This window comes from Paenibacillus sp. S150, assembly GCF_019352175.1.
GTDB lineage: Bacteria > Bacillota > Bacilli > Paenibacillales > Paenibacillaceae > Paenibacillus_AQ.
Genome location: NZ_JACBYI010000001.1, coordinates 167,555 through 194,107, shown reverse-complemented (window position 1 = coordinate 194,107; position 26,553 = coordinate 167,555). Strand labels below are relative to the sequence as shown.

The window sequence follows — 26,553 nt, the reverse complement described above, 5'->3', positions numbered from 1 at the left end:
TTCATGCAAGATTTTATTTGATATATCAAGAAGCCTTGTGTGGACGGCCACTTTTGGTGCCCGACGTACCTCGGACAGCCAGCAATAGAAGATATTATACTCCGCTGCATGTTCAGGCTTTCCTTGCTTTACGGTCCTTGATCCAAGGATTCGAGCTGCCTGTCGCCTACGATGTCATGGGCTTATTAAAAAAAGGTCACGTTGAACAAGCGCTATGGATGATCAATCTGCAACAGTACAGCATTCAGGCGGAGAAGCAACGGGTCGAGGAGGTCATGAGCCTCATTCATCAAACCGGTTTCTCCATGTATAGAAATATTCAGGTCACGGATGAAATGAAAATCGGGGAGGCCGCCGTTATCGCTGGGGTGAACCCGTCCGCGATCCGACATTGGGAAAAGGAGGGGCTAATTCGCGCGAAGCGGAATCCGGAAAACGGATATAGAGTCTTTACATCAAGGGAATTAAAAAAGATTATTGTGCTAAGCAGTTTAAGGATAACCGTTTTTTTCATTGAGGGCATGAAACAGTTGCTTGAAGCTTTAGAGGCACATGATCTGACTACGATTGAACGCTCCTTCAAAATGGCTCTTCAGAAGCTGAATGAGCAATTGGAAAAGCAAATGAACGGCATATCAGAAATGTGAAGCGAAGTGTAAAAAGTAACACTAATGGGCTGGAATCCTGGATTTAACAGGATTTAGTGGGATTTTGTACACTTAATGGGGGCCCGCTCCCCCCATACGGCTGATTTCAGCCGAATTAGTTGTACTTTTTCCCACTAAGGATGATCTATTCTCCGAATGCGGTGGATTAGTTATCCTTTTTACCACTAAAATGCTTGGCTGCCCGCCTGGCTTCAGCAGCCAGCCTTACGCCTGAAATGCAAACAGCTGCGCTGCCCGGTCAAGGACGGCGCAGCTGTTTTCCACTTACGCAGGATATACTCAGGCTTTTTGAGCGGACGCTCCGCGATGCTCACCAAAGTCATTATTTACGTCTGCACCCAGCGCCTCTATTCCTCCCGGCAAATCGCCAAAGCGGTACGGGAGAACCTTTCTTTAATGTGGCTGGCCGGACGGCAACGACCGGATTTCCGCACCTCTAACTGTTTTTTGCACCCCTGAATATCATAAAATGAACCCCCAAAAGCCATAAATTACACCAGATCGATATCCCTAACGCAATTTTTTACCCTTTAAAGTCCTGGGCTGAACAATCTACGGGTAATTGGAATATCCGCTATAAGGAGATGGACACCTACCAATATGTCGATCTGCAAATGATCAAAGTAAACGGAGAATGGAAAGTTGAATTCTACGGTTTGGAGCAATAGTTATCTGTAATTAACCGGGGTAAGTTCTTTACTTTTACTATAGGAGCGGACAGCGGGATAGGATAAAATAGTACCGTTAGATGTAAACGATTGCAATGATTACAAATCAGCCGAATAAGGAGTGCACTTCGATGAACCATCCCAAACCCAACCAACCGCTGGTAACCCACATTTACACCGCCGATCCGTCTGCCCATGTTTTTGAAGGCCGGCTCTATATCTATCCTTCACACGATCTGGATCATGATGGGCCGGACAACGACAATGGCGATCAATATGCCATGGAGGATTACCATGTATTGTCCCTGGAAAACTTCGATTCTCCTGTCGCAGATCATGGCGAAGTTCTTCACTTGCGTGATATTCCATGGGCTTCAAGCCAGCTCTGGGCACCGGACGCTGCCTATAAGAACAATCTGTACTATTTGTTCTTTCCGGCACGGGATCAGGACGGCATCTTCAGGATTGGAGCGGCAACTGCCTCCTCGCCTGCAGGACCCTTTAAGCCGGAGAGCAATTACATCAAGGGCAGCTACAGCATAGACCCCGCCGTGTTCGTTGACGAAGATGAACAAGCCTATATGTATTTCGGAGGCCTCTGGGGAGGACAGTTGGAAAAGTGGCAGACCGGCAGCTTCGATCCGCTGCAAACCGGCGGACCGCCGGCGGACCGGCCGGCATTGGGGCCGCGCGTGGCCTTGCTGAGCGGGGACATGCTGTCGTTTAAGAATAAACCGCAAGAGATTTCGATTGTTGACGAAGAGGGGAAGCCGATTCTTGCCGGCGACGAGGAACGGAGATATTTTGAAGGGCCATGGGTACATAAATACAATAATTATTACTACTTGTCCTATTCGACCGGAACCACACACAAGCTGGTGTATGGCATCAGCCGGAACCCGCTGGGTCCGTTTACCTTCCAGGGCACCATCCTTACTCCTGTCACCGGCTGGACTACCCATCATTCCATTGTCCGGTTTGAAGATAAATGGTACCTCTTTTATCATGACAGCTCGCTGTCGGGCGGCGTCAATCACAAACGCTGCGTCAAATTTACGGAGCTTAAGTATAATGCCGACGGAACCATTCAAACGATAGACCCTTACGGCCAAGCTTGACATTGGCTTTAATATCAGGTAATCATATGATATTACTATAAAAATAACTTTTTGATTGTCTGCCGGACAACCGGAGACTCTGTTACTGTGCCTGGGCTTGCCCAGGCAATGTTCAGGGTCTTTTTTTATTGCAGAACCGTTTGGGGCTTGCCTGCCATTCATGAAAGACAACGGGGTGAAGAGATGAAGATTTGTGTTGCAGATGACGAAAGGGAAGTTCGCAAGAGTATTATTCAAAAGATAGGATCGGTTGCTCCGGAAGCTGTGATTTATGATGTGGGCTATGGAGAGGCCGCATTGCGCGAGATTCAATTTTTGATGCCTGATCTGGCCTTTCTTGATATTCGCATGCCCGGTGTGGATGGCCTTAGTGTTCTGCAGGAGCTTAAACGGGGTCATTCCACTCTGAAGGTCGTAATGCTGAGCGGATACCATGAATTCGAATATGCACGGCGTGCCCTGCAGCTTGGTGCAGATGATTATCTGCTGAAGCCGGCGAACCGCAAGCAGCTCCGGCAGGCGATTGCAAACGCAAAGAGGGAGCTTGAATCAGGTTTCCTGGAACAGCTGAAGCCGTACCTGATTCCGCTTGCACAGAATTCCATAAAGCTTGAGAACTTTGAATGCATAAGCATCCATTTGTGGTCCCAATCGGGGTTTCCAAAAAAAATCAGTCTTTACAGCCCTTTGGAAGAGGCGTCCTATAAGGATGATGATGTCATTTTTAAATGTCTTGTCAACAAGCATATTGTGTGCAGCGTAAGCAGGAGCGAGAACGGTGATTTTATTGACCCTGAATCGTTTGCTGAATCTTTTCTGAAGGTGTGGAATGAGAGGCTGGCCTCCAACTTTTACGGAAGTCGCCAAACGGAGCGGAATACCAGTATCAGCAGGACAAGCGCCAGCATCTGCCACCGCCTGCTGATAGCTGCGAAGCAGCTCGATTTGGACGCTGTGAACAAATGGTACGCTGAATGGGTAGCCGCTGTCGGTCAACCGGTGCTTCCTGTACTGTACAAGGAATGCTCGCAGCTGCTTACCTTGCTTGATGATGGATTAACCAAAAAAGATAATTTGGCGGCCGGTGCTGAAGCTGATGGTGCATACTGGGAGCAGTGGGCAGGCAGTTTTCATTCATGGGAAGCGCTGGAAAGGCAGCTTCGCAGACTCGTTGTGGCCAGCATCCGGGCAATGAAAGAGGCTGCGGAACAAGCCTTGCTCGACAAGCATTGGGCTGACAAAGCCTTGCTGTGCATTGAACAGACGGATGCCGCCTTGCTAAGCCTTGAAGTGGTTGCGGATCAGGTGAATGTGCATCCGGTAACGCTGAGCCGGATATTCAAGCAGCACACAGGCCTCAGCTTCGTCAGTTATATTACCAGGCACCGGCTGCTATTTGCCAAGGACCTGCTGCTTGCAACAAATAAAACCGCCGGCGAAATTGCGGCTATGGCGGGATACTCCGACTATCCCTACTTTCGGTCGCTGTTCAAAAAGGAATTCGGCATGACCCCAAGGGAGCTTCGCGGCAAGTAGAAGCTCCTTTTACTGTTGAATGGTCCAGGTAACTGTTGTTCCACGCGGAAGGTTTGGTTTTAAGGCAACCTGCACCTTGTCTCCATAGGCAAGATAAAAACGGCGGCATACATTAGATATGCCCGTATGGGCCGCGAAATAGGAATCGCTGCTTTCGCCACGCGCGGAGGCAAGCAGATTCAGCTTTTCCATAATTTCCGGTGACATTCCGGTTCCGGTATCGCTGACTGTAAACACGAGCTCCGGTGGCCGGAGGGTTACGGCGACCTCCAGCTGAAAATCCTCCTGCGGAATATCCGGAGACCAGCCGTATTTCAGAGCATTTTCTATAAAGGGCTGAATACTGAGCTTCATCATTCTGATCTTCATAGCAGCCGGATCAATGTTCCACAGCATGCCCACTTCGGTTCCGAAACGATACCGGTGGATGTTCAGGAACTCGCGTATATAATCAAGCTCTTCCTGCAAAGGAGCCGATCCGCCGTTTCTGACGCTATATCGCATCATGCAGGACAGGCTCTGAATCATCTCGCTGACGGCTTCACCGTCGTTGCGGTCCGAATAGGAATCAATGGCCTCCAGAGTGTTGAACAGAAAGTGGGGGTTTATTTGTGCTTGAAGCTGAAGAAGCTCCCGTTCCTTCTCTTTCAGATGACTTTCCAGAGCCTCTTGTTCCAGTTTCTTCAGGTCGATCAGCATCCGGTTGAAAGTCAGAATTACCCGGCCGATCTCATCCTCTGAAGCCAACGTTCGTACAGGCTGATAGATGCCTTCGCTTAATTGGTGCATGCTGGCCTTTAACCGGTCCATAGGACGCCAGACGAATCCCATGATCGGATAGGCAATGATTGCGGCAGCGAAAAAGCTGACAGCGGCAATGATTATAATCATACGCAGAGTATGCTGCACACCGCTGGACAGCTCATTCAGCGAGGACAGCCATACCAGCTCCCATTGGCCATATCCGAGCGGATGCCGGACAGCCTCATAACTCCTGTCGCCGGACATAAAATTCAGGGCTTCTGAATCCCCGGCTGACAAGCCGGATTGTAAAGAGGCTTCCAGTGCCGGAGAAAGGCTGCGGTTCGTTACGATTGTTCCTGTAGAACGGTCAAAGAGCGACAGCTCAACCTCTTCAGCAAGTCCGGTGCCAATCCTCCGGCGGATATAATCGGCCTGATATTCCATATGGAGCAGGGAGTCATATACTCCTGAGCGTAAATTTCTTACTGGAATAACAAGTGAAATGACCTCTGTTGGTGAGTTCAGCATATAAGAGGCTTCATGAGGTGGAGATAAATAGGGGGCAGCCGGTTTGTTTATATGATCATTTGCAAGTTCACTCCAGGGATAACTGAACTTTAAATAGTCTTTGTTGGAGGAATAGAGCACCTTTCCCTTTGCATCGGTGTAGAGGATTCCTGCCAACTCGGGTTTTTCAAGCAGAATGGAATTAATGCTATCTTTGAACTGGGAAAATTGTCTGGCCTGAAGGGCATAATCATCTGCAGCTGTATCTAAATATTGCTGAAAATCATAATTCACGATAAGGGAATTAACCGATTGCAGCAGATCATTAAATTCTTTGCTGAGCTGGGCGGATACGGATTCCAGCAGAATGGAGGCGGTATCCTCCGATTGTTTTTTGGCCGAGCCTGTTAAATAGTATTGTGACGATAAAAAAACAAGAAGGTTTGGGAGAAGCGAGAACACAAGCAGAAGCGAAAAGAGCTTGTTCTTTAACGAGAGACGTCTGAATAATGGCTTCATGGCTGTACACCTTCTTTTGTGAAATAAAAATCAAATTTATTATGTCATATAATTGACTAATCTTATAGGAATAATTAATTCCGGTTAAAACATTCCCCCGTAGCGCTAAATTATTCTACTTCTTAGGTTGTGGAGGTTGGGATATACTCAAACCAATATTTAATATTCCGAGAGGTATGGTGGGGATATGGGCCAAGAGCCAATGAATTACTTGTTCTTTTTCCCGGACGAAATGCGCGCCGAAAGTCTTGGGTGTTATGGGCACCCGGTTGTAGAAACGCCAAATTTGGACAAGCTCGCAAATGAGGGGGTGCGGTTCGATCAGTGCCATGTACAAAATCCGGTCTGCAGTCCCTCGCGCTGCAGTCTTATGACCGGGCTGTACCCGCATGTTGCGGGTCACCGGACGCTGTGGAATTTGCTCCAGCCGCATGAGCCGAGTCTGTTCCGTTATTTGAAGGGTTCCGGCTATCAAATTAAATGGTATGGAAAGAACCATCTGTATTCGGAGGATTATTTGCAGGAAATCGTGGATGAAGATATAAATCCTGAACCGGAGAAGAATGTTCTTGGCATGATGGAGGCGTTCAAGAAAAGCAATCCGTTCTCTGCGGATGATCCGCGCTATCACAGCTTTCTGCTCAAGCCGAACACGGAATACAATGCAGAATCGACGGAAACGGCCGCAGCCTTCAGGCAAGCTTCGGCTTTCCTGAAATCCGAAGCAGCGAAGCGGCAGCCGTTTATGCTGTATCTGCCAACTCTTTTGCCGCATGCGCCTTACCTCGCGCCTGAGCCTTACCACAGCCGCTACTTCGGCAAGGAGCTTCCGCCTCTGCGTCCGGCCGAATTGGAGGGGAAGCCGTCCTACCATCAATACATCCGCCGGTACCGTCGGCTGCATGAAATAAAGGACGATACCTTCGAGAAGATTCAAGCTGTTTATTTGGGAATGATCCACTACGTGGACTATGCGTTCGGACAACTCATGAAGGCGCTGGAGGAGAGCGGATTGGCCGACCGGACAACGGTGATTGTGGCTTCTGACCATGGGGATTATGCGGGGGATTACGGGCTTGTGGAGAAGTGGCCGAACGGAATGGAGGATGTGCTCACCCGTGTTCCACTGATTATACGGACCCCCGGCAATAAGTCCGGGCATGTAGTGCAAGAGCAGGTTGAATTGTTCGATATCATGGCAACCATACTTGAGCTAAGCGGCATCGAAGCTGAACATGATCACTTTGCCCGGTCTCTCGTGCCGCAGCTGCTGGGAGCTTCCGGTGATCCGGACCGGGCTGTCTTTGCCGACGGCGGTTATGACCGCAGAGAACCCCACTGCTTCGAAGGTGATCCTGTACGGGATTTTTGGTTTGCGAACAACAAGGATAATATGTATTATCCGAAGGCGCAGCAGCAGCAGGAGCAGCCGGAAAGCGTAAGCCGCAGCACGATGATCCGGACGGCTCGTTATAAGCTTGTTGTGCGAACCGGTGAGACAAACGAACTTTACGACCTGAAGAACGACCCCGGAGAGTTGTCCAATGTGTACAATGATCCTGAGTTCTCGTCTGTGCGCGAGGAACTGTCCGCACGTCTGCTGACCTGGTATTTGCATACCTCGGACACGGTTCCCCGGGATCATGCCAGGCGGAGAAAAAATGAAAGTTCAATTCAACGACAAGGAAACGGGGAAGCAAAGTGAAAAGAAAACAACCGATTTACTTCATACTGGTGTTATTGGCGGCAATGAGTCTTGCGGGCTGCTCGCAGAAGGGGAGCCCGCAAGAGGCTGCCGCTTCAGATGAAGCGGCGGCAAATAATCCTGCCCCGGTAGAACTGAGTGTATGGGGACGCTGGGAGGAAGCAACAGATCAAATCAATGAAACTATTGGGGAATTCCAGCGGCAATATCCGAATATTACGGTCAACTATACGAATGTGCCGCAATATGTGACGCAGATCCAGGCTGCCATTTCGGGCGAAGCATTGCCGGATATTTTTGGATACCACCCTAACTTGCCGACATCCTTTCTAAGCAATCTTGGCCTGATCCATGAGATTAACGATGTGCTGACGGTTGAAGAGAAGGCGGAATACTATGAAGGTACCTGGTCCGAGGGCTATACCTTAATAGACGGGGATACCTACGGGTTTCCGCTGTTCAATCCGATGCGGCCATCCATGATGATGTACTATAACAAAACCGCGCTGCAGGCAGCGGGTTTAACAGAAAGCGATATTCCCAAAACATGGGATGAGCTGTACGCCTTCAGCCAAAAAGTAAGGGACAATACAAACGGCAAGATTTATGGACTGGTTGTCGGTGTTAAAGAAATGAGCTTCCTTAGCTCGATTATCACTCAAATGGCGACGGCTGTTACACCTGAGGTATCTCCGAATGATTCGTTTAACTACAGGACCGGCCAATACGAGTATCATTCTCCGGGAATTGTACAGGGTCTCGAATTTTTCAAGTCCCTGCAGGATGCAAAGCTGCTGCATCCGAACAGCCTGGTGATGTCCTACCGTGAAGGCACTACCCTAATGGAGGAAGGGCAGGCGGTGCTTACCATGGATGGTTCATTCCTCGCCTCACAACTGAATCCGGCAAACCTGGAGAACTATGGAGTGGCTCCATTGCCAACAAAAGACGGAGCCCCCCAGTACGCAGCATTTCAAGGGGAATCACGAGTGTCCCTGTTCGTATCCAAATCAACGAAGCACTATGAGGAAGCCAAGCTGTTTCTGAGTTTCCTGAAGGACCATCTGTACAGCAAGCTGGTCAGGGACGGGATTGAATATTCGCCGGTTCCCTCCATAAATGAAGCAACGAAGGTAAATCATCCGGTTGCGGAACAAGCGTTGAAAATCCAAGAGGATACCTTCCTCCTTATCCCGCGTCCGTTTGAAAAGAATCCGGATTCGCTGAAGGTGGTCGTGGAAACAAGCGGGAAAATGCCCAAGACGACTCTGTCCGATATTGCGGAAGGGTATTTAACAGGACAAATCAAGGATCTAAATCAGCAATTAACTGAGCTTTCGGAAGAATCGAATAAAGTATTCGCAGAAGCGATAGACAAAGTAAATGCGGACAAAGGAAATATCAGCCAATCTGACTACGCATTTCCGGAGTGGACCCCATTTACGCCGTATAAGTGAGCGGCTGAATAATTTCTCGTATACACCACCGGCTGCAGCTGCAGCTGCAGCCTTTCCGGCAAAGGGGTCCGCGATTATGAACCAAAGAAAGAATAAACTATACGCATGGGCATATCTGTTTCTTCTGCCCCAGCTCATTGCTTTCGGAGTATTTACGCTTTATCCGATCATTATGAGCTACGTCTATGCCTTGTATGACTGGAGCGGGTTTGGCCCGCTTCAAAAGTTCGTCGGATTGGCCAACTTTCATTCCATTCTGCAGGACAAAGCCTTCTGGAACGCTTTCGGGAATAATCTGTTTTACATTTTCTGGATCACTGTCCTTGCGCTCCCGCTTACACTGGCGGCTGCCATGCTTGTCAATTTGACCTTTCTCAAAGGCCGGGTGGTCTACAGAACCTTGTTGTTCCTGCCGGTGGTTACAACAACTGCGATTGTGGGTCTGGTCCTCAAATTTATTTTTGGAAATGAGCACGCATTGTTTAATGAAATATTGATGGCCATTGGACTTATTCGCGAGCCGGTGGGCTGGTTGGCCGGACCCGGTACGGCTATGGGCGTTTTGATTGGCAGCGGGGTATGGAAAATATTCGGTACGATCATGATTTATTGGCTGGCCGGACTTCAATCGCTGCCGGAGGAAATTTATGAAGCTGCAAAAATAGACGGTGCAGGCTTCTGGGGCTCCGTGCGTTATTTGACGCTGCCTTTGCTGGTCCCTATAGGCACGGTGATTCTGCTGTTGACCGTAATGAACGGAATCCATGTCTTTGATCTTGCATCCACCTTAACCGGCGGTGGTCCTTTTTTTGCCACCGATATGATGGATCTGTACATTTACAGATACGCCTTTGAAAGCGGAGGATTTCCCCAGCTCGGTCATGCCTCTGCGGCGGGCATCATTTTCGGTCTGACGATCTTTGGCATTTCGTTGATCCTTGGCGGTGCGAAGCAACTGGCCGGCAGAAGAACCAAACGGACAAACTGAGGAAAGGAATGAGCCTTATCAAGACTTTCTATAGATGGCATGCTGTTATTCACCTTCTGTTGACAGTGGTCTGCCTGATTTGGATTTATCCCTTCCTATGGATGATATTCTCCGCATTCAAGACGAATACAGAGTACATTGCTTCCGGCTTGCGGCTGCTGCCGGAAACCTTCCACTGGGACAATTTCGTACGTGCGTGGCAGGTAGCGCAGTTTTCCGTTTACCTCAAAAATTCGATAATTGTTACAGTGGCAACGGTGCTCATTGTTATTTGCCTAAGCGCCTTGGCCGGCTATGCTCTCGGAAGAGTAAGCTTTCCGGGTAAAAAGGCATTGCTGATTATTTTTGCCGCAGCTCTGTTTATCCCCAAAGGATATACAATTATCCCGGTATTTCAGATTGTTAAGCACCTTGGACTTTTAAATACGCTGAGCGGCGTGATTCTGGTCGAATCTACCGGGGCCCATATTATTTTTATTCTGTTGTTTATGACCTTCTTCCAGACCATTCCGAAGGAACTCGGTGAGGCTTCGGAAATTGACGGCTCCGGGTTTATACGTACCTTTGGGCAAATTATGCTGCCGCTGTCCAAACCGGTTCTGGCCACGACCGGAATCATGCAGTTTATCTTCACATGGAATTCGTTTTTTGTTCCGCTGGTATTTACATTGAACAGACCGGAGCTGCGCACGCTGGCCGTCGGCATGTATTCGTTCGCAGGCGAGCACTCCGTGGATTACACCGGTATGGCCGCCGGAGCGGTCATTTCCCTTGTTCCCATCATGCTGGTTTTCCTGTGCTTTCAGAAATATTTTGTAGAGGGACTCGCCGGGTCGGTCAAAGCCTGAGCAGCAAAGTTTAGCAAGGAGGATGCATTATATGGAGAATTTCCGGCACTGCTCATGCTGCTCCGTTCAGCGGAATTCCTTAAAGGTGCCGCTTAAGCAGCCGGACAATCCTGTTATTCATATCTCGTGGAATGATGCGGCAGCTTATTGCAATTGGGCCGGGAAGCGTATGCCGAACGAAGCGGAGTGGGAGTATGCCGCGCGAGGCGGCCTTGTGCAGAACCGCTATCCTTGGGGGGATGAGCTGATGCCGGAAGGACAGCATGCCTGCAATATTTGGCAGGGGCAATTTCCGGTCAAGAATGAATGCGAGGATGGCTATGAAGGAACTGCGCCTGTAGATGCTTATGCCCCGAATGGCTATGGACTGTACAATATGGCGGGCAATGTGTGGGAATGGTGTGCGGATACATTTCAGGCAGCCTCTGCCGGACACCCGGAAACGGAGAGCAAAGTAATCCGCGGCGGGTCTTACCTGTGCCATGAATCCTACTGCAACCGGTACAGAGTTGCTGCCCGTTCAAGCAATACGCCCGACAGCTCAACGGGACATCTGGGATTCAGGTGTGCCGCGGATCTGGAAGCTGTTTCACAACAATGTGGCTATGCAGACTAAATGCCTGCATAGCCATAATCAAAATACAGAAAATAAATAGATGTTCAATTTCCGGTGTAAATGTCTTCCTGTTCGTACACTCGGCGACCGCCGATAATCGTCTGCAGAACAGGGATATTATGCAGCTCCAGCGGATCGGAGGTTAGCGGATTGTCGGCTAGAATAACCAGGTCGGCAAGCTTGCCGGCCTCAATGGAGCCTTTATCTTTCTCCTCAAAAGCCTGCCAGGCGGCATCTATGGTGATAGCCCGCAAGGCCTGATATGGCGTGATCCGGTATTCGGGGCCAAGCTCCCGGCCGCTGGCAGTCAGCCGGTTAACCGCAACCGATACCAGATGCAGGGGAGAGGGCGGAGTGATCGGCGTATCGTTGTGCAGTGAGAAGCGGATGCCTCTTTCCAGCGCCGAGCGGAGCGGGCTGATCCGGCGGGCGCGGTCCTCACCCAGATAAATGTCACGGTGGGCATCGCCGAAATAATAGACATGATCATTGAAGAAGGAAGGAGTGATTCCTAACTCTTTAATGCGGTCCAGTTGATCTTCACGCACGGACTGGGCATGCTCAATTCTGTGGCGTGCGTCTGGACGCGGCCGCCGCCGCTGGGCTTCTCCGATGGCGTACAGCACATCATCGATAGCCGCGTCGCCGTTGGCATGGATGACTACCTGTTTTCCAGCGGAGTGGATGGCGAACACAGCTTGGGCCAGCTCCTCTCTTTCCAGCATCGGAAATCCTCTGTAGAGCGGATCATCCTCGGAGAATGGCACGTGATACGGATTGGAGAGCCAGCCGGTGTATCCCTGGATGGAGCCGTCCTGAAACAGCTTCGCCCCCTGCGATTTGACCGAACCATAGTCATACGGAGCCTGCAGCGAAGCATGTTCCGGTTGAAATAGCGGAACATTAATCAGCCGGAGATCAAGCAGGCCGCGGCTGTGCGCATCCACGAGCGGCTCCGGCTCTATGCCAACCGCGATTAAGGCGGAAGTGATTCCCTGGGACACATAGGTTTGATTGGCTACCCGGATTCCTTCAGTGAATTGCTCCGAGGATAAGGGAGGAATAAAGGCCTGAATCAAATTTTCATTCTCCTGGATCAATCCGGTAGGTTCTCCCTCCCCATCCCGCACGATGATGCCAATGGCAGGATCGGGGGAATCTTTCGTAATGCCGGCCAGCTCCAGCGCTTTGCTGTTGGCCACACCCATATGCCCCGAGTTGTGGGTGATCCAGACCGGATGCTCCGGAAAAACCTGATCCAGCTCATACCGGCTGGGATGCCGGTTCTCTTCCAGCTTGGAAGGGTCGTATCCAAAACCGGTAACCCAGCTATCCGACGGAAGCTTCGCCGCCTTGTCCTGCAAGACCGTCAACAATTCGGGGATGCTGCGAATTGATCCGCGTGGCGGACTCCAAAGTTGAGCGGAGTATGCCTCCAGTATTCCGCTTAACGGAAAGTGACCGTGGGCCTCATAAAAGCCGGGCAGAACTGTCTTTCCCTGCAGGTCGATTATTTCGGTTGCCGGTCCCGCGAGACCAAGCAGTTCCTCCGTGCTTCCCACTGCAGCTATTCGATCTTCCTTGATTGCCACCGCGCTTGCTGTTGCTTCTTCACTATTGAAGGTAAGCACTGTGCCATTAATATAGATCTGATTGGGATAAGCCATAGGATATCCGCCTTTCTCTTCTAATTTTAGAATTATCCTTTATAAGCCTCTTGCCAGCGCAGCAGCCGCGATTCGAGCAGCCGAACCAGGGAGTCGGACAATTTGCCTACAGCTGCAAAAACACCGATGCCCACAAATACGACGGCGGTCTGCGAATACATCCGGGCCTCCGTGATCATATAGCCGATGCCCGAACCGGCTCCCATCAGTTCGGCTACTACCAGACAGAGCCAAGCAATTCCGATAGACAAGCGGATTCCCAGCAGTATATTGGGGAGCGCCCCCGGAATAATCAGCCGGAACACCTGCTGCAATCTGGAATATTGCAGCACCTGTACCACCTCGTAGAACTTGTGGTCTACCCCCCGAACACCGGTAAAGGTATTGACATATAAGGGGAAGAACGCTCCCAGCGCAATCAGAAGCACCTGGGACAATTGCCCCACACCAAACCAGAGGATAAACAATGGAATAACGGATAACAACGGAACCGTACGCATCATCTGCAGCGAAGGGTCGAGCAGTTCTTCCGTCAGCTTGGATAATCCGGCAGCCAGCCCGAGCAGCAGCCCGAGCAGTCCTCCGACGGCAAAACCGATTGCTGCCCGGACAATGCTTGCTTCCAGATGGAGCAGCAGCTTGCCATTCACGACGAGCTTTGCAAATTGCTGTCCAATTTCCCACGGAGTTGGCAGAAGCGATGGCGACAGCAATCCGAAAGAGCCTGTCCCCTGCCACAGCAACAGAACAACAACAGGGAGGACCCAGGCTTGCAGGGAATCCGGAAATCTGCTCTTAGTGGAACCTATTTCTTGGGTGTCTACAGTCTTTTTCATAAATTCTCCCCCAGAAAGCTGTCACGCCAGCGAAGAAGCCGCTTCTCCAGCAGCTTAACCAGCGAATCGGTCAATTTGCCGACAATCGCAAACACCAGAATGCCTACGAATACCAGTGAGGTGATAGAGAAATAGCGCGCATCCATAATTAGGAAGCCCATTCCTGCGCTGGAGCCCATCATCTCGGCCACTACGAGTCCAAGCCAGGCTGCACCCATGGATAAACGAATGCCCAGAAGAATATTGGGAAGGGCAGACGGCACGATCAGCTTCGTAATCAGACTCTTGCGGTCAAATTCGAGTATTCGCGCTACCTCGAACAGCTTGGCATCCACGGAGCGGATTCCCAGAAAGGTATTCACATATACTGGGAAAAAGGCTCCGAGTGCAATCAGCAGAATCTTGGACCATTCTCCAAAGCCAAACCAGAGAATAAACAGCGGAGTAATGGCCAGACTCGGGATGGTCCGCAGCATCTGGATGGAAGGATCAATCTGCTTCTCCGCATACTTTGAAAAGCCCGACCACAGGCCCAACACGAATCCAACGGAGCCTCCCAGAAGAAAGCCAAGCAAAGCCCGCCATAATGAAATCCGCAGATGGAGATATAACTCTCCTGAGCGGGCAAGATTATAGAATTCCTCGGCAATTACGTGGGGAGTTGGCAGAACGGTAGGGTTGATCTGTCCTACCGTTCCGGCGATTTCCCATACGATAAGTGCAAGTACAGGCAGCAGAAGCCCCTTGACAACCGGTTTCCACCGCCTCCGGCGGAGAATGCTCCCTTGTTCCTTGCGCGGAGCATTGGGGATTTTCTCCATTTTATTCAACTGGCCTAGCTGCTGCATATGTTCACCTCAAGATTTCGGCTCGCTGGCCGCTTCTTTAATGGCCTGCTCAATGAATTGATTATCCACTACTTCAGAGACATCGATTTGCTTGCGGATCGTCTTTTGCTCAAACTGGAAATTGGCCGTTTCTTGCTGCTGGGCAATGATCTCATCGCTGACCGGCAGATGCACGGGTGTTACCCGTTCCCGTAATGCTCTGATAATCGACTCATCCAGTTGAAACTGCTCAGCATACAGCTTGACTGCTTCATCCTGGTGCTGTTCCTCCCACACATGGGCCTGCTGATACACTTTAAGGAACTTGGTGATCAATTCCGGATACTCCTCGGCAAGCTTGGTGCGGGCGATCAGGAAGGAAGGGGAAAGCACGTCAAGCGCTTCTCCGTCGGTCAGGATTCTTGCTTTACCGGTAAGTATATTTGTGGTGATGGAAGGGTCCCAGGTGGCCCAGGCATCTACACCGCCGGTTTCAAAGGCGGGCTGTGCTTCATTGGGCTGCAGCTGGATGATTTCCAGATCGGAAGGCTTGAGTCCGGCCTTGTCCAGACCGCGGTACAGGAAATTGAAAGCGTTGCTGCCTTTAGCAACGGCTACCTTCTTGCCTTTAAGCTCTTCTATTGTATTGATCGGGCTATCCTTAGGCACGATAATGGCGACATTCTTTTTCCCGTCGATAATCGTTGCGATTTCGGTAAAGCCGATATCCGCAGCTTGTGCAGTTACAACCGGCAGATTGCCCAGACCTGCGAAATCCAGGCGGCCGGCGGCAATGGCCTCCGTCATCGGCGGGCCGCTCTGAAATTCAGCCCATTCCACCTTAACGCCGACCTTCCCGAATTCTTCCTCGAACCATCCCTTGCTCCGGGCCAGCGAATATGAACCCGGTCCGGGCTGAATGCCAAGCGTCACAGTTAATCCGCCATAGTCTTTGGATTCCGGGGGTGCCGCGCTTTCAGCGGCGGCAGGCGCTTCTGCAGGTGCTGCGGTTGGACTCGCGGAGTCGGCGACATTTGCTCCATTGTTGCCGCAGCCTGCCACCAGAAGGGTCAAGGCGGTCAATATTATCCAGGTGCTGCTTTTTTTGAAAAATTTCATAGTATAAATCCTCCTTAGATTATCTTCACTTCGTCTTGCGCGGTAAGCCTGGCAGTTCTTGTGTCTTCGACTTTTTCGAACTCGTTTAATACAGTACGCCGGTACTGCTCAAAGGCGGCACTGGCCTTCTTGCGGGGATGGGGAAGCCGGATGTGCTGGAGACTCTGGATCTGTCCCGGACGGGCGTTCATCACAACTACCCGTTCCCCAAGAAACACTGCCTCGTCCAGATCATGAGTGACCAGCAGCATAGTGGTTCTGTCCTTTTGCCAAATATCGAGCAGAACCTCCTGCATGTGGGAGCGGGTGAACGCATCCAGTGCACCGAACGGTTCGTCCAGCAGCAGCACCTTCGGACCCCGCAGAAGCGCACGGGCAATGGCGACCCGCTGGGCCATACCGCCCGAAAGCTCCCGGGGATAAGATTGCTCAAAACCCTTCAAACGGACCAGTTCAATCAATTCCTCCACCCGGAGACGAATCTTGGGGTTCTTCAAAGAAAGATTGCCGGCAATATTCTTCTGCACTGTAAGCCATGGAAACAGGCGGGGCTCCTGAAAAATAAATCCCTTCTCTATGCTGGGCCCATGGATGGGCTGCCCGTTCAGTAAAATCCCGCCTTCGTAGGCATTGTCCAGTCCCGCGATGATCTTGAGCAAGGTGCTCTTGCCGCAGCCGCTGGGGCCGATGATCGTGACGAATTCGCCTTCGCTGATGTTCAGATTGATGTTGTGCAGAGCCCTTACCTGTCCCTGGGGAGTGGCAAAGGTTTTGTTCAGGCCGCTGATTTGCAAGATGTGCGAATCCATGAGCGTACCTCCCTTTATTGGTCTTGAGGCGGCTTGGAGTGCCCCACGGATTTCGAAATCACAGAGTTCCCGAGTGCAACGGCCTCTCCTCTGGAACTCTGGACCGGATAGCCGGCGGAGCCTTCGAGCGGCAGCAGCGGGAAGAGCAGCTCCGCCACCCGGTAGGCTTCCTCCAGGTGGGGATATCCGGAGAGCACAAAGGTTTCTAAGCCAAGCTCCTGATATTCAAGCATCCGCAGCGCCACAGTCTCGGGATCACCGACCAGAGCCGTGCCGGCACCCCCGCGGACCAGACCAACACCGGCCCATAAATCCGGGCTGATCTCCAGCCTGGAGCGGTCCCCGCCATGCAGCTCTGCCATTCTGCGCTGCCCGACGGAGTCCATATTGGCAAATACATGCTGTGCCCCGGCAATGGTGTCATCATCCAGATGGGAAATCAGCCGTTCCGCCGCTTTCCATGCTTCCTCCCGTGTCTCGCGGACGATCACATGCAGCCGGATGCCGAAGCGGACGGTCCGGCCTTCCAGCTCCGCGAGCCGACGGACGGCTGCAATTTTGGCTTTTACCTGCTCAGGCGGTTCGCCCCAGGTAAGATATACGTCGATATGCTTGGCTGCCGTATGCAGCGCCGCATCCGATGATCCTCCGAAATACAGCGGAGGGTAAGGAGTTTGAACTGTGGGCAGCAGCACTTTGGCATTGGTGACTTGGATATGCTTGCCCGAGAAGGTGATTTCCTGCTGGGAGATGGCCTGCCGCCAGACGGTAAGGAACTCATCCGCTCGTTCATAGCGTTCATCATGATTAAGAAATACACCGTCCGCCTGAAGCTCTGCGGGATCGCCCCCGGTGACCACATTCAGGAGCAGACGGCCTCCGGAGCTGCGGTCAAAGGTAGAGGCCATCCGCGCTGCAAGTGTGGGAGACATGAGGTCCGGACGGACCGCGACCAGAAACTTGAGCCGCTTCGTCAAGGGAATCAATGAAGAGGCAATGACCCAGGCATCTTCACAGCCCCTTCCGGTGGGAATCAGCACGCCTTCATAACCAAGCTCGTCGGCGGCAGTGGCGACTTGCCGGTAATATCCGGGTGATGTCGCTCTGCTGCCGGTTTCTGTTCCCAGATATCGGCCATCACCATAGGTAGGAATAAACCAGAATATATTCACACAGAGACCTCCTTTAATTACATTTTGTATATTGGAATACTTGGTTTATGAATATGCTAAGTACTTCACCTTTGCAGATTAAGTCTGGTTGCCGGCAGAAGAAAGCTTTTGCTTGTTAATCAATTGGAGAATTTCTTCCCGAAGCTGCAGAAAGTCCTGGGAATAGCGGGTTCGGCTGGAGCTTTCAGCGGTAATGCCATAGGTGAACGAGGTGGAAAACTCCTGGATAATGCGGCCGGGAGTTCTTGACATTACTAGCACCCGGGTTCCCAGTGACAGGGCTTCATCGACATCATGGGTGATGAATAGAATCGTGCATCCCGTATCCCGCCATATATTCCGCAGCAGTGCCTGCATCTCTTCGCGGGTCAGCGCATCCAGTGCGCCAAAGGGTTCATCCATTAACAGCACGCGCGGACTGTTGACGAGTGCCCGGGCAATCGCCACGCGCTGCTTCATCCCTCCGGACAGTTCATAAGGCTTATGCTGTGCATAGTCCTGCAAACCGACCTTGCGCAAATACTCATCGGCAAGCTTCAAGCTTTCCGGCTTCGGAATTTTACGCATCTTCAGTCCAAATCTGACATTCTCCCTGGTGCTCAGCCAGAAATAAAGCGGGGGCTGCTGAAACACAACTCCACGATGCCGTTCCGGTCCCTTGATATTTTTACCGTCCATCCTAGCAGTGCCTTTTGTCGGGGCGATCAAGCCGGCAATAATTTTGAGCAGCGTGCTTTTTCCGCAGCCGGATGGTCCCAGAAGACAAACGAATTCGCCTTCATACAGCTGTAACTCAATATCCTCCAGCACATTTGCTCCGTTGCCTTGCCCGTAGGCGAGGGACACCTTCTCCACGGATATAATAATCTCCGGACTTTTCTCCAATGCGTTCATTTCCGTTATGGGCATGCAGCCAGACCTCCCGTCCTTATTTCAGTGAAAGCTCTATATATCCGGAGTCGATAGCCTGTTTAAAGACCTCCAGCTCCGGTGCCTTCTCCAAGGCCTTCTGCTCCACCAGAAAGTCTGCAGTAGCCTTCAGAATACTGGCCAAATCCCCCTTGCTGTCACTGGTTCCAAAGTAATTGGCGGATATTTGTTCACTGGCGGACAGCCAGATGAGATCATTCGTCTGCTTCAGCGCCTCGGCTTTGTCGATGTTAAGGCCTTTAGCCAGTGCTTCGGCAGCCTCATCGGGGTTGCTGGTATACAGGTCGTAGGCTTTTTGCTGAACCTTGATGTACTTGGCCACAATGTCCGGATATTTTCCGGCAAACGCTTTACTGACTGCTCCGACATCTGCGGTCACAATGCCTTGTTCGGCTAATTTTCCGCTGTCGGTAAGGGCTGTGCCGTCCTTCAGCAGTTCGCCCAGCACTGGATTCCATACATAAGCGGCGTCAATATCGCCTCTTTGCCAGGCGGCAAAAATATCGTTCGGCTGCATATCCAGAATCTGCACATCCGCCAAACTGACACCCGCAAGCTCCAGCGCATTCAGCAAGCTGTAGTGTGCAGTGGAACTGAAGGGAACGGCAACCTTTTTGCCTGCCAGCTCCTTGATGGAGCTGATGCCGGCACTGTTCTTGACCGCAAGTGATTCGGCGGCGCCGATCACATCGTGAATCCAGAACACTTCATATTCCAGCCCGGTAGTGATGCCCACGGAAGCAGGTGTGCTGCCGAGCAGGCCGATATCGATGCTCTTCGAAGCAAAGGCGGTGTTCACATCCCGCCCTGAATCGAATTTTTTGAAGTTGACCGGCACGCCGAGCGCATCTTCGTACCAGTCCTTGGCTTTGGCGACAATTTCATCATTGGGGATGTCCTGATAACCGATCGTAACCGATTCCGGTTTTGCAGAGCCCCCGGCTTCCTTGCTGTCGCCGCATCCGTTAAGCTGCGCCGAGAGTACAAGCACTAATCCGCCGGTGAGCAACAGTCTAAGCTTTTTTTTCAATATAATTCCTCCCAGGTTTTATTCTTTGCCTTTCCACGGCACCACTGCTTGTTCAATGGCCCGCAGCATGGCGTCAATCAGCATTCCAGTAAGGCCCATAATGATTATGCCGACAAAAATAATGTCGCTCCGCAAAAATTTGCTGGCATCCAGCACCATCCAGCCAATGCCCGTTACGGCCGCCACCATTTCGGCTGCCACCAGTGTTGTATAGGAGACGCCGAACGCCGTTCTCAGACCGATGAAAATATCCGGCAGGCAAGAGGGGAAAACAACATGATAGAAAATCTGCCTGCTGTCTGCCCCAAGGGTATAAGCCCCGTCGATATAATCCTGTTTCAATTTGCGGACTCCTGATTCACAGGCAATAAACACAGGAGCAAAGCCCGCCAGATACAGCAGCGCTATCTTGGAGGAATCTTCAATTCCCATCCACAGCACTAGCAGTGTATAGTAGGCAAGCGGAGGGAGCGGACGATAGAATTCTACGAGCGGATACATGATGGCGCGTATTTTAGAGTTATAGCCGCTGAGCAGTCCGAGCGGGACAGCGGTCAGGATGACCAGTACAAATGAGCTCAGCAACCGCATCAGACTATCTGTAAGATGTGTCAGCAAACTATGGTCTTTGTAGCCTTCCTGCAGAATTTGGACAAAGCTGGAAAATACTTTTCGGGGGGAAGGCACAAGAATCCCGGACACCAGCTTGAGCTCTGTGACGGCGAACCAGATTAGAAACAGAACAAGAATGGTGCCTATGGTTAACAGCCGCTCAATCGATATTTTCTTCGAAATCCAACACTTCAGTTTTGCAAGCTTGGGCACCTGATGACTCCTTTCCCGGGCAGTATGACAGGATGATCCCTATCCTTATTCAGGCCTATAGCTGTTTGCGGAGAGCATTCCGCAGCACATCGACGATCCGGTCGATCCCCGGCTTGTCGATGACAAGGGGGGGCGCCATATAGATCACATTGTTGCAGCCCGGCACACTGCGCATCATTCTGCCGATGATTACGCCTTCCTCCCGGGCATAAGCCACGATCTGGGCCAGCCGTTTCTCAGGGAGCGGCTGTTTGGACCTTTTATCCACTACCAGCTCTATACCAGCCAGCAGACCTTGCCCCCGGACGTTGCCCACAATGGGAAGCTGCTCAAGCTCCTTCAGACGCTCCATCAGGTAGGCGCCCATGATGGCGCTGTTTTCCGTCAACCTTTCCTCTTCAATAATCCGGATGTTCTCCAGTGCTGCGACCGAGCTGCCTGCACAACCGCCGAAGGTGCTGATATCCCGGAAAAAACCGTTCGGCTCGTCCGGCCCGGCCATAAACCTGTTAAATATTTCTTTGCGCGCGACTGTAGCCGAAATTGGCATATAGCCGCTTGCCAGACCCTTGGCCAAGGTAATGATATCCGGCTGTACATCGTAATGCTGGTGCCCGAATAGGGCTCCCGTTCTGCCGAAGCCTGTAACAACCTCGTCCATAATCAGCAGCACCTCATATCGGCGGCAGATTTCCTGCAGGATGGGATAATACTCCGGAACCGGAGGAATGATGCCGCCTCCTGCGGTAATCGGCTCGACGATCAACGCTGCAACCGTGTCTTCCCCCTCTTGCCCGATCACTTGTTCGAGCGCGCGGGCACAGTCAATGTTGCAGCCGGGGTAGCTTTTGCCGAACGCACAGCGGTAACACAGGGCGTGGGGGATTTCGGCGAATCCCTCCGGCAGCGGGCCAAAGCCCGTTTTTCGCTCCTCTTGCCCGCTGCTGGCCAGGGCAGCTAGAGTAGTGCCGTGATAATCCCTGTTCCGGTAAAGGATTTTGTATTTCTGCTTGCCGGTGGATTCCGCGGAAAAGTATTGTCTGACCATCTTGAACGCTTTCTCATTAGCCTCCGAGCCGCTGTTCGAGATGTAAACCTTTGGCAGGGAAGGCAGCAGGGAAGCGAGCTTCGCAGCCAGCATGATATATGGCGGGGTAGCCATGGAGCCGGCGTAATAAGGCAGAAGCTTCATCTGCTCGCTTACGGCGCCGGCAATGCTTTCTCTGCCGTGTCCCACATTGACAACCCAGACTCCGCCGGACAGCCCGTCTATAAACTCCCTTCCCTTTACATCCTTCAGCATATATCCTTTTCCCTCGGCCATAATCGGCGGTTCCTGTGTTTCATACAGCTTGTGGTTGGTAAGATGCAGCCATAAGTGCTCCCGGTGAAGCTCTGCCAGTTCAGCCGCACTTGGCTCACTCGTCAATGCCTGTTTCATTGCTGGGCCCCCAAATAAAAGAATAGAGGCTAAGATGCGTCTCCAGATAAGGACGCAGCTTAGCCTTCAGTGATCTGATCAGCTGTATAAGATTGATTGCTACATAAATTACCACATAAAAATTGAACCTGTCAACAGGTTGTCCGGACAACCTAATGATGATATAATATATAATCGCATCAACTTACTAGGAATAATTGTAGAACAGAAAGGATGTTATGCATAGTGCTTGACAGAGGCAATTCGATCCCACTGCATTTACAAGTTAGAAATTTATTGCGCAACGATATATTTAAAGGCACATACACCGAAAAGATCCCGCCGGAGCATGAGCTTATGGAGAAATATTCTGTGAGCCGTGCGACGATCCGCCGTGCTATCCGCACGCTGATTGATGATGGAATGCTTGAATCACGGCAGGGGCTGGGCACTTTTGTTGCTGTACGGCCCATAGAGGAATGGCTGGGGAATTTAAGCACTTTTTTTGATATTATCGGTGAGCGCGGACTTACTCCCGATATCCGGGTGCTAAAGCAAGGGATGGTGGAAGCTCCGCAGGACGCGGCCAAAATTTTCGGGGTGCCTCAGCTCTACGAGACCATCCGGCTGCGCCTGGCGAACGATACGCCTGTTGTGCTGGAAACGCAGTATTATCCGCCGGAAATCGGCGAGAAGCTGGCTAAGCTGGATTTAAGCAATGTCTCGACCTATGATGTGCTGGAAACGGAACTGGGACTAAACCTGTGGGAGGCGAGGCAAACGATCGGTGCCATTATCCCGGCGGTGGAAGAGAAGAAATTACTGGGCATGACAGCCGAGCCGAGCTGCGCCCTGCTGTCCAAACGTCTGGTGCTGGATCATGACGGCAATCCCCTGGAATATGAAAAAAGCATTTACCGTGCAGATAATTATGCATTTCGGATCAATCTGACCCGCAGAAGGAAGCTGTGATTTGTGAACCTTCCCATACGTTTTATCAAAATCCATTGACAAAATTAACTTAGCCGCTTTACGATGGAGCACATAAATTTAACAAATCCTACTTGTTTAGTTAGGGTTTAGTTGGGAGAGATCTTATGACGGTTCAATCGGTATTGTCGGTCCAGGAACAAAGACTCCTCCATCCGCCTGGAGATCGGACGATTTCCGGGCATGAAAGAGCAGGCCGCATCCTTCATTCGTTTCAGAATCAGCGGCCCAAAATTGATGTAGAACGTGCGCGGCTATTTACCGAATCATTCAAGGAATCGGAAGGTGAAGCCCTAATTCTGCGATGGTCCAAGGCACTTCTCCATATTGCCCGGCACATTACCGTCTACATAGACGGGGATCAGCTGATTGTGGGGAGAGGCGGATATAACGGACGGTACGGGATTCTGTATCCGGAGCTGGATGGCGACTATCTTGATACAGTGATCAGAGATTTGCCCAGTCGCGGCCAGTCGCCTTTCGATCTCACCGAAGAGGATTCGGCAATTATTGTGAATGAGATTTCACCGTACTGGAAAGGCAAAACCTTTCATGAGGCGCTTGCGGTCGCACTGCCCGCGGATACGCTGAAAGTGACCTATGATCCGGAAGACCCGCTGAAATCCAGATTCATCGTCAATGAGACCGCCTCTTTCCGTTCATCCATACAGTGGGTGCACGATTATGAGAAGGTGCTGCGCATCGGCTATAAGGGCATCAAAGAAGAAGCGCTGCACGAGATCGGGCGGCTTGATCCGTACAGCCCGGCCGATAACATGGAGAAGCTGCCCTTCCTGCAGGCCATAGTAAACGTGTCCGACGCTATTGTGCTATGGGCCAACCGCCATTCCAGACTGGCGGCCAGGCTGGCCGAGAACGAGGCAGATCCCGTGCGCCAGGCCGAACTGTTGAGAATCGCCGAGATCAGCGGGCATGTGCCGGAACACCCGCCCCGCAGCTTCCATGAAGCAGTGCAGTCGCAATGGTTCGTCCAGATGTTCTCTAGACTGGAGCAGAAAACGGGCACCGTTATTTCGAACGGGAGAATGGACCAGTACCTCTATCCGTTTTACCAAAAAGATATCAAGCTTGGAGTCATTACCGATCAGGAAGTGATCGAACTGCTGGAATGTGTGTGGAATGCGATGGCACAGTTTCTGGATTTGTACATTTCGCCGACAGGCGGCGCGTTTAATGAAGGGTATGCCCACTGGGAAGCGGTAACGATCGGCGGACAAACTCCGGGCGGACTGGACGCGACCAATGAGCTGACTTACCTGATGCTCCAGTCCAAACGGGAATTTCCTTTGAACTATCCCGATCTGGCGGCCCGGATTCACACGAGAGCGCCGGGACGTTACCTGTATGAGGTGGCGGAAACCATCAAGGAAGGCTCGGGTTTTCCGAAGCTGATCAATGATGAAGAAGTTGTACCCCTGCTGCTGGCCAAGGGAGCAACCTTTGAAGAGGCCTATGATTACGCTGTATCGGGCTGTGCGGAATGCCGGATGCCGAACCGCGATACGTATACCAGCCCCTGCGCCTACATCAATTTTGCCGCTGCCGTTGAAATGACGCTGCGGAACGGGCAAATGCTGCGCTATCCCGGAGAGACCCTTGGACTGGAGACTGGTGATCCGCTAAGCTTCGAGTCGTGGGAACAGTTCTTTGAGGCCTATAAGGCTCAACAGAAGTATTTTCTTAAGCATGCCTTCATCCAGCAGCATGCGATTATCCGGCTGCGGAGCCAGCATTTTGCTGCCCCGTTAAGCTCATCCATGCACAAGCTGTGCCTGCAGAATTATAAGGATATCCATGAGCCTCATATCGAGGGCGGAATCGATCTTGGTTATTTCGAATTTATCGGTTACGGCACGGTGGTTGACTCTCTGGCCGCGATTAAAAAGGCGGTTTACGAGGACAAGCGGATTTCGATGGCCCAGCTGATTGAAGCGCTAGACCTTGATTTTGAGGGTCATGAAGCCATCCGCCAGCTGCTGGCGCATGCGCCAAGCTACGGCAACAACGATGATTACGCCGATTCCATTGCTAGGGAATTGGATGAGGAAGCCTTGAAATTTACACGGCATTACTCCAAGCAGCTCGGGGTTAACCTTGATTTGCGTTACGTTCCGTTCACTTCACATGTTCCTTTCGGCAAGGTTGTCGCAGCGACGCCCAATGGCAGAAAGGCCTATACCCCTCTCGCAGACGGTTCCTCCGCTTCGCATGGTGCGGACATTAACGGACCGACGGCAGTTTTGCTCTCCAATTACTACTCCAAGAACTACAACTACCGGGAAAGAGCCGCGAGATTGCTTAACATTAAACTTACGCCTTCCGTCATTGACGGGGAAGAAGGGACAGAGAAGCTTGTTTCCTTTATCCGGACCTGGAGCGATTTGCGCCTATGGCATCTGCAGTTCAACATTATCAACAGGCAGACGCTTCTGGATGCGCAGCGGGACCCTGACAAGTACCGCAACCTGCTTGTGCGGATCGCCGGCTACAGCGCCTATTTCACGGATCTGTCCGCCGATTTGCAAAATGATTTGATCAGAAGAACCGAGCACACGGCAATATAATGCTGTAATCAGGACAGACGGCAGAGGGAATGGAGAATGGGAATGGAACATGGGCCGGTTACAGGCAACGTCTTCAATATTCAAAGATATTCCCTGCATGACGGGCCGGGCATCCGCACCGTTGTGTTCATGAAGGGATGTCCTCTGCGCTGCAAGTGGTGCAGCAATCCCGAATCGTGGCTCGCCGCCAGGGAAATGTACTATGATGCAAGCAAATGCATCGGCACGGAAGCTTGCGGGTTGTGCCTTTCGGCATGCGGACGGAGTGCCGTCTCCAAAGATAGCGGCAGCGGGAAGGTTAAGATTGACCGCAGGGACTGTATACAGGGTTGTCTGGATTGTACTTTGGTCTGCCCGTCCAAATCCCTCGATGTATACGGCCGCTTGATGACAGTGGAAGAGGTGCTGAAGATTGCCGACCAGGACAGTATGTTCTATACAAGATCCGGAGGCGGCCTGACTCTGAGCGGGGGAGAAGCCACTGCGCAGATCGAGTTTGCCGAAGCTCTGCTTGCCGGGGCGAAGCGGCGGAGAATCCACACAGCGATTGAAACCTGCGGATACTCCCCCTGGGACCATTTCAGCAGATTGCTGCCGAATCTGGATATAATTCATTACGATCTGAAATTGCTGAACGAGAAGGCACATACTCAGTTTACAGGAGTATCACCGCACCGGATTAGGGATAACCTGGAACGCCTGAGCCGTTCGTTCGAGAGAAGCAGAATTGTCGTCCGCACCCCGGTAATTCCCGGCTTCAATGACTCAGCGGAGGCGATTGCTGAGATTGCCGAATTCGTCGGCAGCCTCGGAGGCATCTGCCATGAGCTGCTGAAATACCACAGATACGGCTCGGCAAAATATGATTTTCTGGGCAGAACCTATGAACTTGGTCAAAGGGAGCTGTCCGAAGAGCAGTTTGCCGCGCTCTCCGGGCTTGCCGCTCAATATTTACAATAAGACGCGTAA

21 protein-coding genes and 2 pseudogenes are annotated in these 26,553 nt (G+C 51.6%); 12 read left to right on the top strand and 11 right to left on the bottom strand.

Translation table 11 applies throughout. The features are described 5' to 3' along the window. The first annotated feature begins 56 nt into the window (after positions 1–56). The 4 genes and pseudogenes from HYD27_RS00730 (at position 57) to HYD27_RS00715 (ending at position 3,990) form a co-directional block, all read left to right on the top strand. Positions 57–647, top strand: a complete 591-nt coding sequence (locus HYD27_RS00730; RefSeq protein WP_309242000.1) for a MerR family transcriptional regulator — start codon at positions 57–59, stop codon at positions 645–647. A 327-nt stretch (positions 648–974) separates the two neighbouring features. Next, positions 975–1,115: pseudogene (locus tag HYD27_RS00725) on the top strand (transposase); the annotation flags it as partial. Positions 1,116–1,467: 352 nt separating this feature from the next. Next, positions 1,468–2,454 (top strand): glycoside hydrolase family 43 protein, encoded by a 987-nt coding sequence (locus tag HYD27_RS00720; protein ID WP_219210359.1) that lies wholly within the window; start codon positions 1,468–1,470, stop codon positions 2,452–2,454. A gap of 183 nt (positions 2,455–2,637) precedes the next feature. Next, positions 2,638–3,990 (top strand): response regulator transcription factor, encoded by a 1,353-nt coding sequence (locus HYD27_RS00715; protein ID WP_219210357.1) that lies wholly within the window; start codon positions 2,638–2,640, stop codon positions 3,988–3,990. Positions 3,991–3,999: 9 nt separating this feature from the next. On the opposite strand, the gene HYD27_RS00710 is transcribed toward HYD27_RS00715, so the two are convergent. Further along, entirely contained in the window at positions 4,000–5,760 is a 1,761-nt protein-coding gene (locus HYD27_RS00710) for a sensor histidine kinase (RefSeq protein WP_219210355.1), read from the bottom strand. 187 nt (positions 5,761–5,947) lie between these two features. On the opposite strand from HYD27_RS00710, the gene HYD27_RS00705 reads away from it, so the two are divergent. The 5 genes and pseudogenes from HYD27_RS00705 to HYD27_RS00685 all read left to right on the top strand — a co-directional run. Beyond that, on the top strand, positions 5,948–7,465 hold the full coding sequence (locus HYD27_RS00705) for a sulfatase family protein (protein WP_219210353.1): 1,518 nt from the start codon (positions 5,948–5,950) through the stop codon (positions 7,463–7,465). Next, positions 7,462–8,922 (top strand): extracellular solute-binding protein, encoded by a 1,461-nt coding sequence (locus HYD27_RS00700; protein WP_219210351.1) that lies wholly within the window; start codon positions 7,462–7,464, stop codon positions 8,920–8,922. The genes HYD27_RS00705 and HYD27_RS00700 overlap by 4 nt, the downstream gene beginning before the upstream one ends. Before the next feature lie 76 nt (positions 8,923–8,998). After that, complete coding sequence (locus HYD27_RS00695; RefSeq protein ID WP_219210348.1) at positions 8,999–9,910, top strand: carbohydrate ABC transporter permease; 912 nt, start codon at positions 8,999–9,001, stop codon at positions 9,908–9,910. An 8-nt stretch (positions 9,911–9,918) separates the two neighbouring features. Then, the gene (locus HYD27_RS00690) at positions 9,919–10,758 is read left to right on the top strand and encodes a carbohydrate ABC transporter permease (protein WP_219210345.1); all 840 of its coding nucleotides are present in this window, start codon (positions 9,919–9,921) and stop codon (positions 10,756–10,758) included. Between the two features lie 103 nt (positions 10,759–10,861). After that, positions 10,862–11,374: pseudogene (locus tag HYD27_RS00685) on the top strand (formylglycine-generating enzyme family protein); the annotation flags it as partial. Positions 11,375–11,418: 44 nt separating this feature from the next. Here the strand turns inward: HYD27_RS00685 and HYD27_RS00680 are convergent. From HYD27_RS00680 to HYD27_RS00635, 10 genes are all read right to left on the bottom strand, one after another. Then, on the bottom strand, positions 11,419–13,041 hold the full coding sequence (locus tag HYD27_RS00680) for an amidohydrolase (protein WP_219210341.1): 1,623 nt from the start codon (positions 13,039–13,041) through the stop codon (positions 11,419–11,421). Between the two features lie 32 nt (positions 13,042–13,073). Next, entirely contained in the window at positions 13,074–13,877 is an 804-nt protein-coding gene (locus HYD27_RS00675) for an ABC transporter permease (RefSeq protein ID WP_219210338.1), read from the bottom strand. After that, positions 13,874–14,725 (bottom strand): ABC transporter permease, encoded by an 852-nt coding sequence (locus HYD27_RS00670; protein WP_228744850.1) that lies wholly within the window; start codon positions 14,723–14,725, stop codon positions 13,874–13,876. The genes HYD27_RS00675 and HYD27_RS00670 overlap by 4 nt, the downstream gene beginning before the upstream one ends. Positions 14,726–14,734: 9 nt before the next feature. Beyond that, positions 14,735–15,823 carry an aliphatic sulfonate ABC transporter substrate-binding protein gene (locus HYD27_RS00665; protein ID WP_219210336.1) on the bottom strand — a complete coding sequence of 363 codons (1,089 nt, stop codon included), beginning with the start codon at positions 15,821–15,823 and terminating at the stop codon, positions 14,735–14,737. Positions 15,824–15,837: 14 nt separating this feature from the next. Further along, positions 15,838–16,632: an ABC transporter ATP-binding protein gene (locus HYD27_RS00660; protein WP_219210334.1), complete on the bottom strand. Its 795-nt coding sequence runs from the start codon at positions 16,630–16,632 to the stop codon at positions 15,838–15,840. 14 nt (positions 16,633–16,646) lie between these two features. Next, positions 16,647–17,804, bottom strand: a complete 1,158-nt coding sequence (ssuD, locus tag HYD27_RS00655; protein WP_219210333.1) for an FMNH2-dependent alkanesulfonate monooxygenase — start codon at positions 17,802–17,804, stop codon at positions 16,647–16,649. Positions 17,805–17,882: 78 nt separating this feature from the next. Then, positions 17,883–18,713 carry an ABC transporter ATP-binding protein gene (locus HYD27_RS00650; protein WP_219210331.1) on the bottom strand — a complete coding sequence of 277 codons (831 nt, stop codon included), beginning with the start codon at positions 18,711–18,713 and terminating at the stop codon, positions 17,883–17,885. Between the two features lie 19 nt (positions 18,714–18,732). Further along, positions 18,733–19,764 carry a taurine ABC transporter substrate-binding protein gene (locus HYD27_RS00645; protein WP_219210329.1) on the bottom strand — a complete coding sequence of 344 codons (1,032 nt, stop codon included), beginning with the start codon at positions 19,762–19,764 and terminating at the stop codon, positions 18,733–18,735. Positions 19,765–19,782: 18 nt separating this feature from the next. Continuing rightward, positions 19,783–20,589 carry an ABC transporter permease gene (locus HYD27_RS00640; RefSeq protein WP_309241993.1) on the bottom strand — a complete coding sequence of 269 codons (807 nt, stop codon included), beginning with the start codon at positions 20,587–20,589 and terminating at the stop codon, positions 19,783–19,785. Between the two features lie 55 nt (positions 20,590–20,644). Continuing rightward, positions 20,645–22,030, bottom strand: coding sequence for an aminotransferase family protein (locus tag HYD27_RS00635; protein ID WP_219210327.1), 1,386 nt, complete (start codon positions 22,028–22,030; stop codon positions 20,645–20,647). A gap of 213 nt (positions 22,031–22,243) precedes the next feature. On the opposite strand from HYD27_RS00635, the gene HYD27_RS00630 reads away from it, so the two are divergent. The 3 genes from HYD27_RS00630 (at position 22,244) to HYD27_RS00620 (ending at position 26,544) form a co-directional block, all read left to right on the top strand. Continuing rightward, positions 22,244–22,981: a GntR family transcriptional regulator gene (locus HYD27_RS00630; protein WP_228744848.1), complete on the top strand. Its 738-nt coding sequence runs from the start codon at positions 22,244–22,246 to the stop codon at positions 22,979–22,981. Positions 22,982–23,106: 125 nt separating this feature from the next. Continuing rightward, positions 23,107–25,584 carry a (2S)-3-sulfopropanediol dehydratase gene (gene hpsG / locus HYD27_RS00625; protein WP_219210320.1) on the top strand — a complete coding sequence of 826 codons (2,478 nt, stop codon included), beginning with the start codon at positions 23,107–23,109 and terminating at the stop codon, positions 25,582–25,584. 36 nt (positions 25,585–25,620) lie between these two features. Further along, positions 25,621–26,544 (top strand): glycyl-radical enzyme activating protein, encoded by a 924-nt coding sequence (locus HYD27_RS00620; protein ID WP_228744847.1) that lies wholly within the window; start codon positions 25,621–25,623, stop codon positions 26,542–26,544. Positions 26,545–26,553 lie beyond the last annotated feature (9 nt).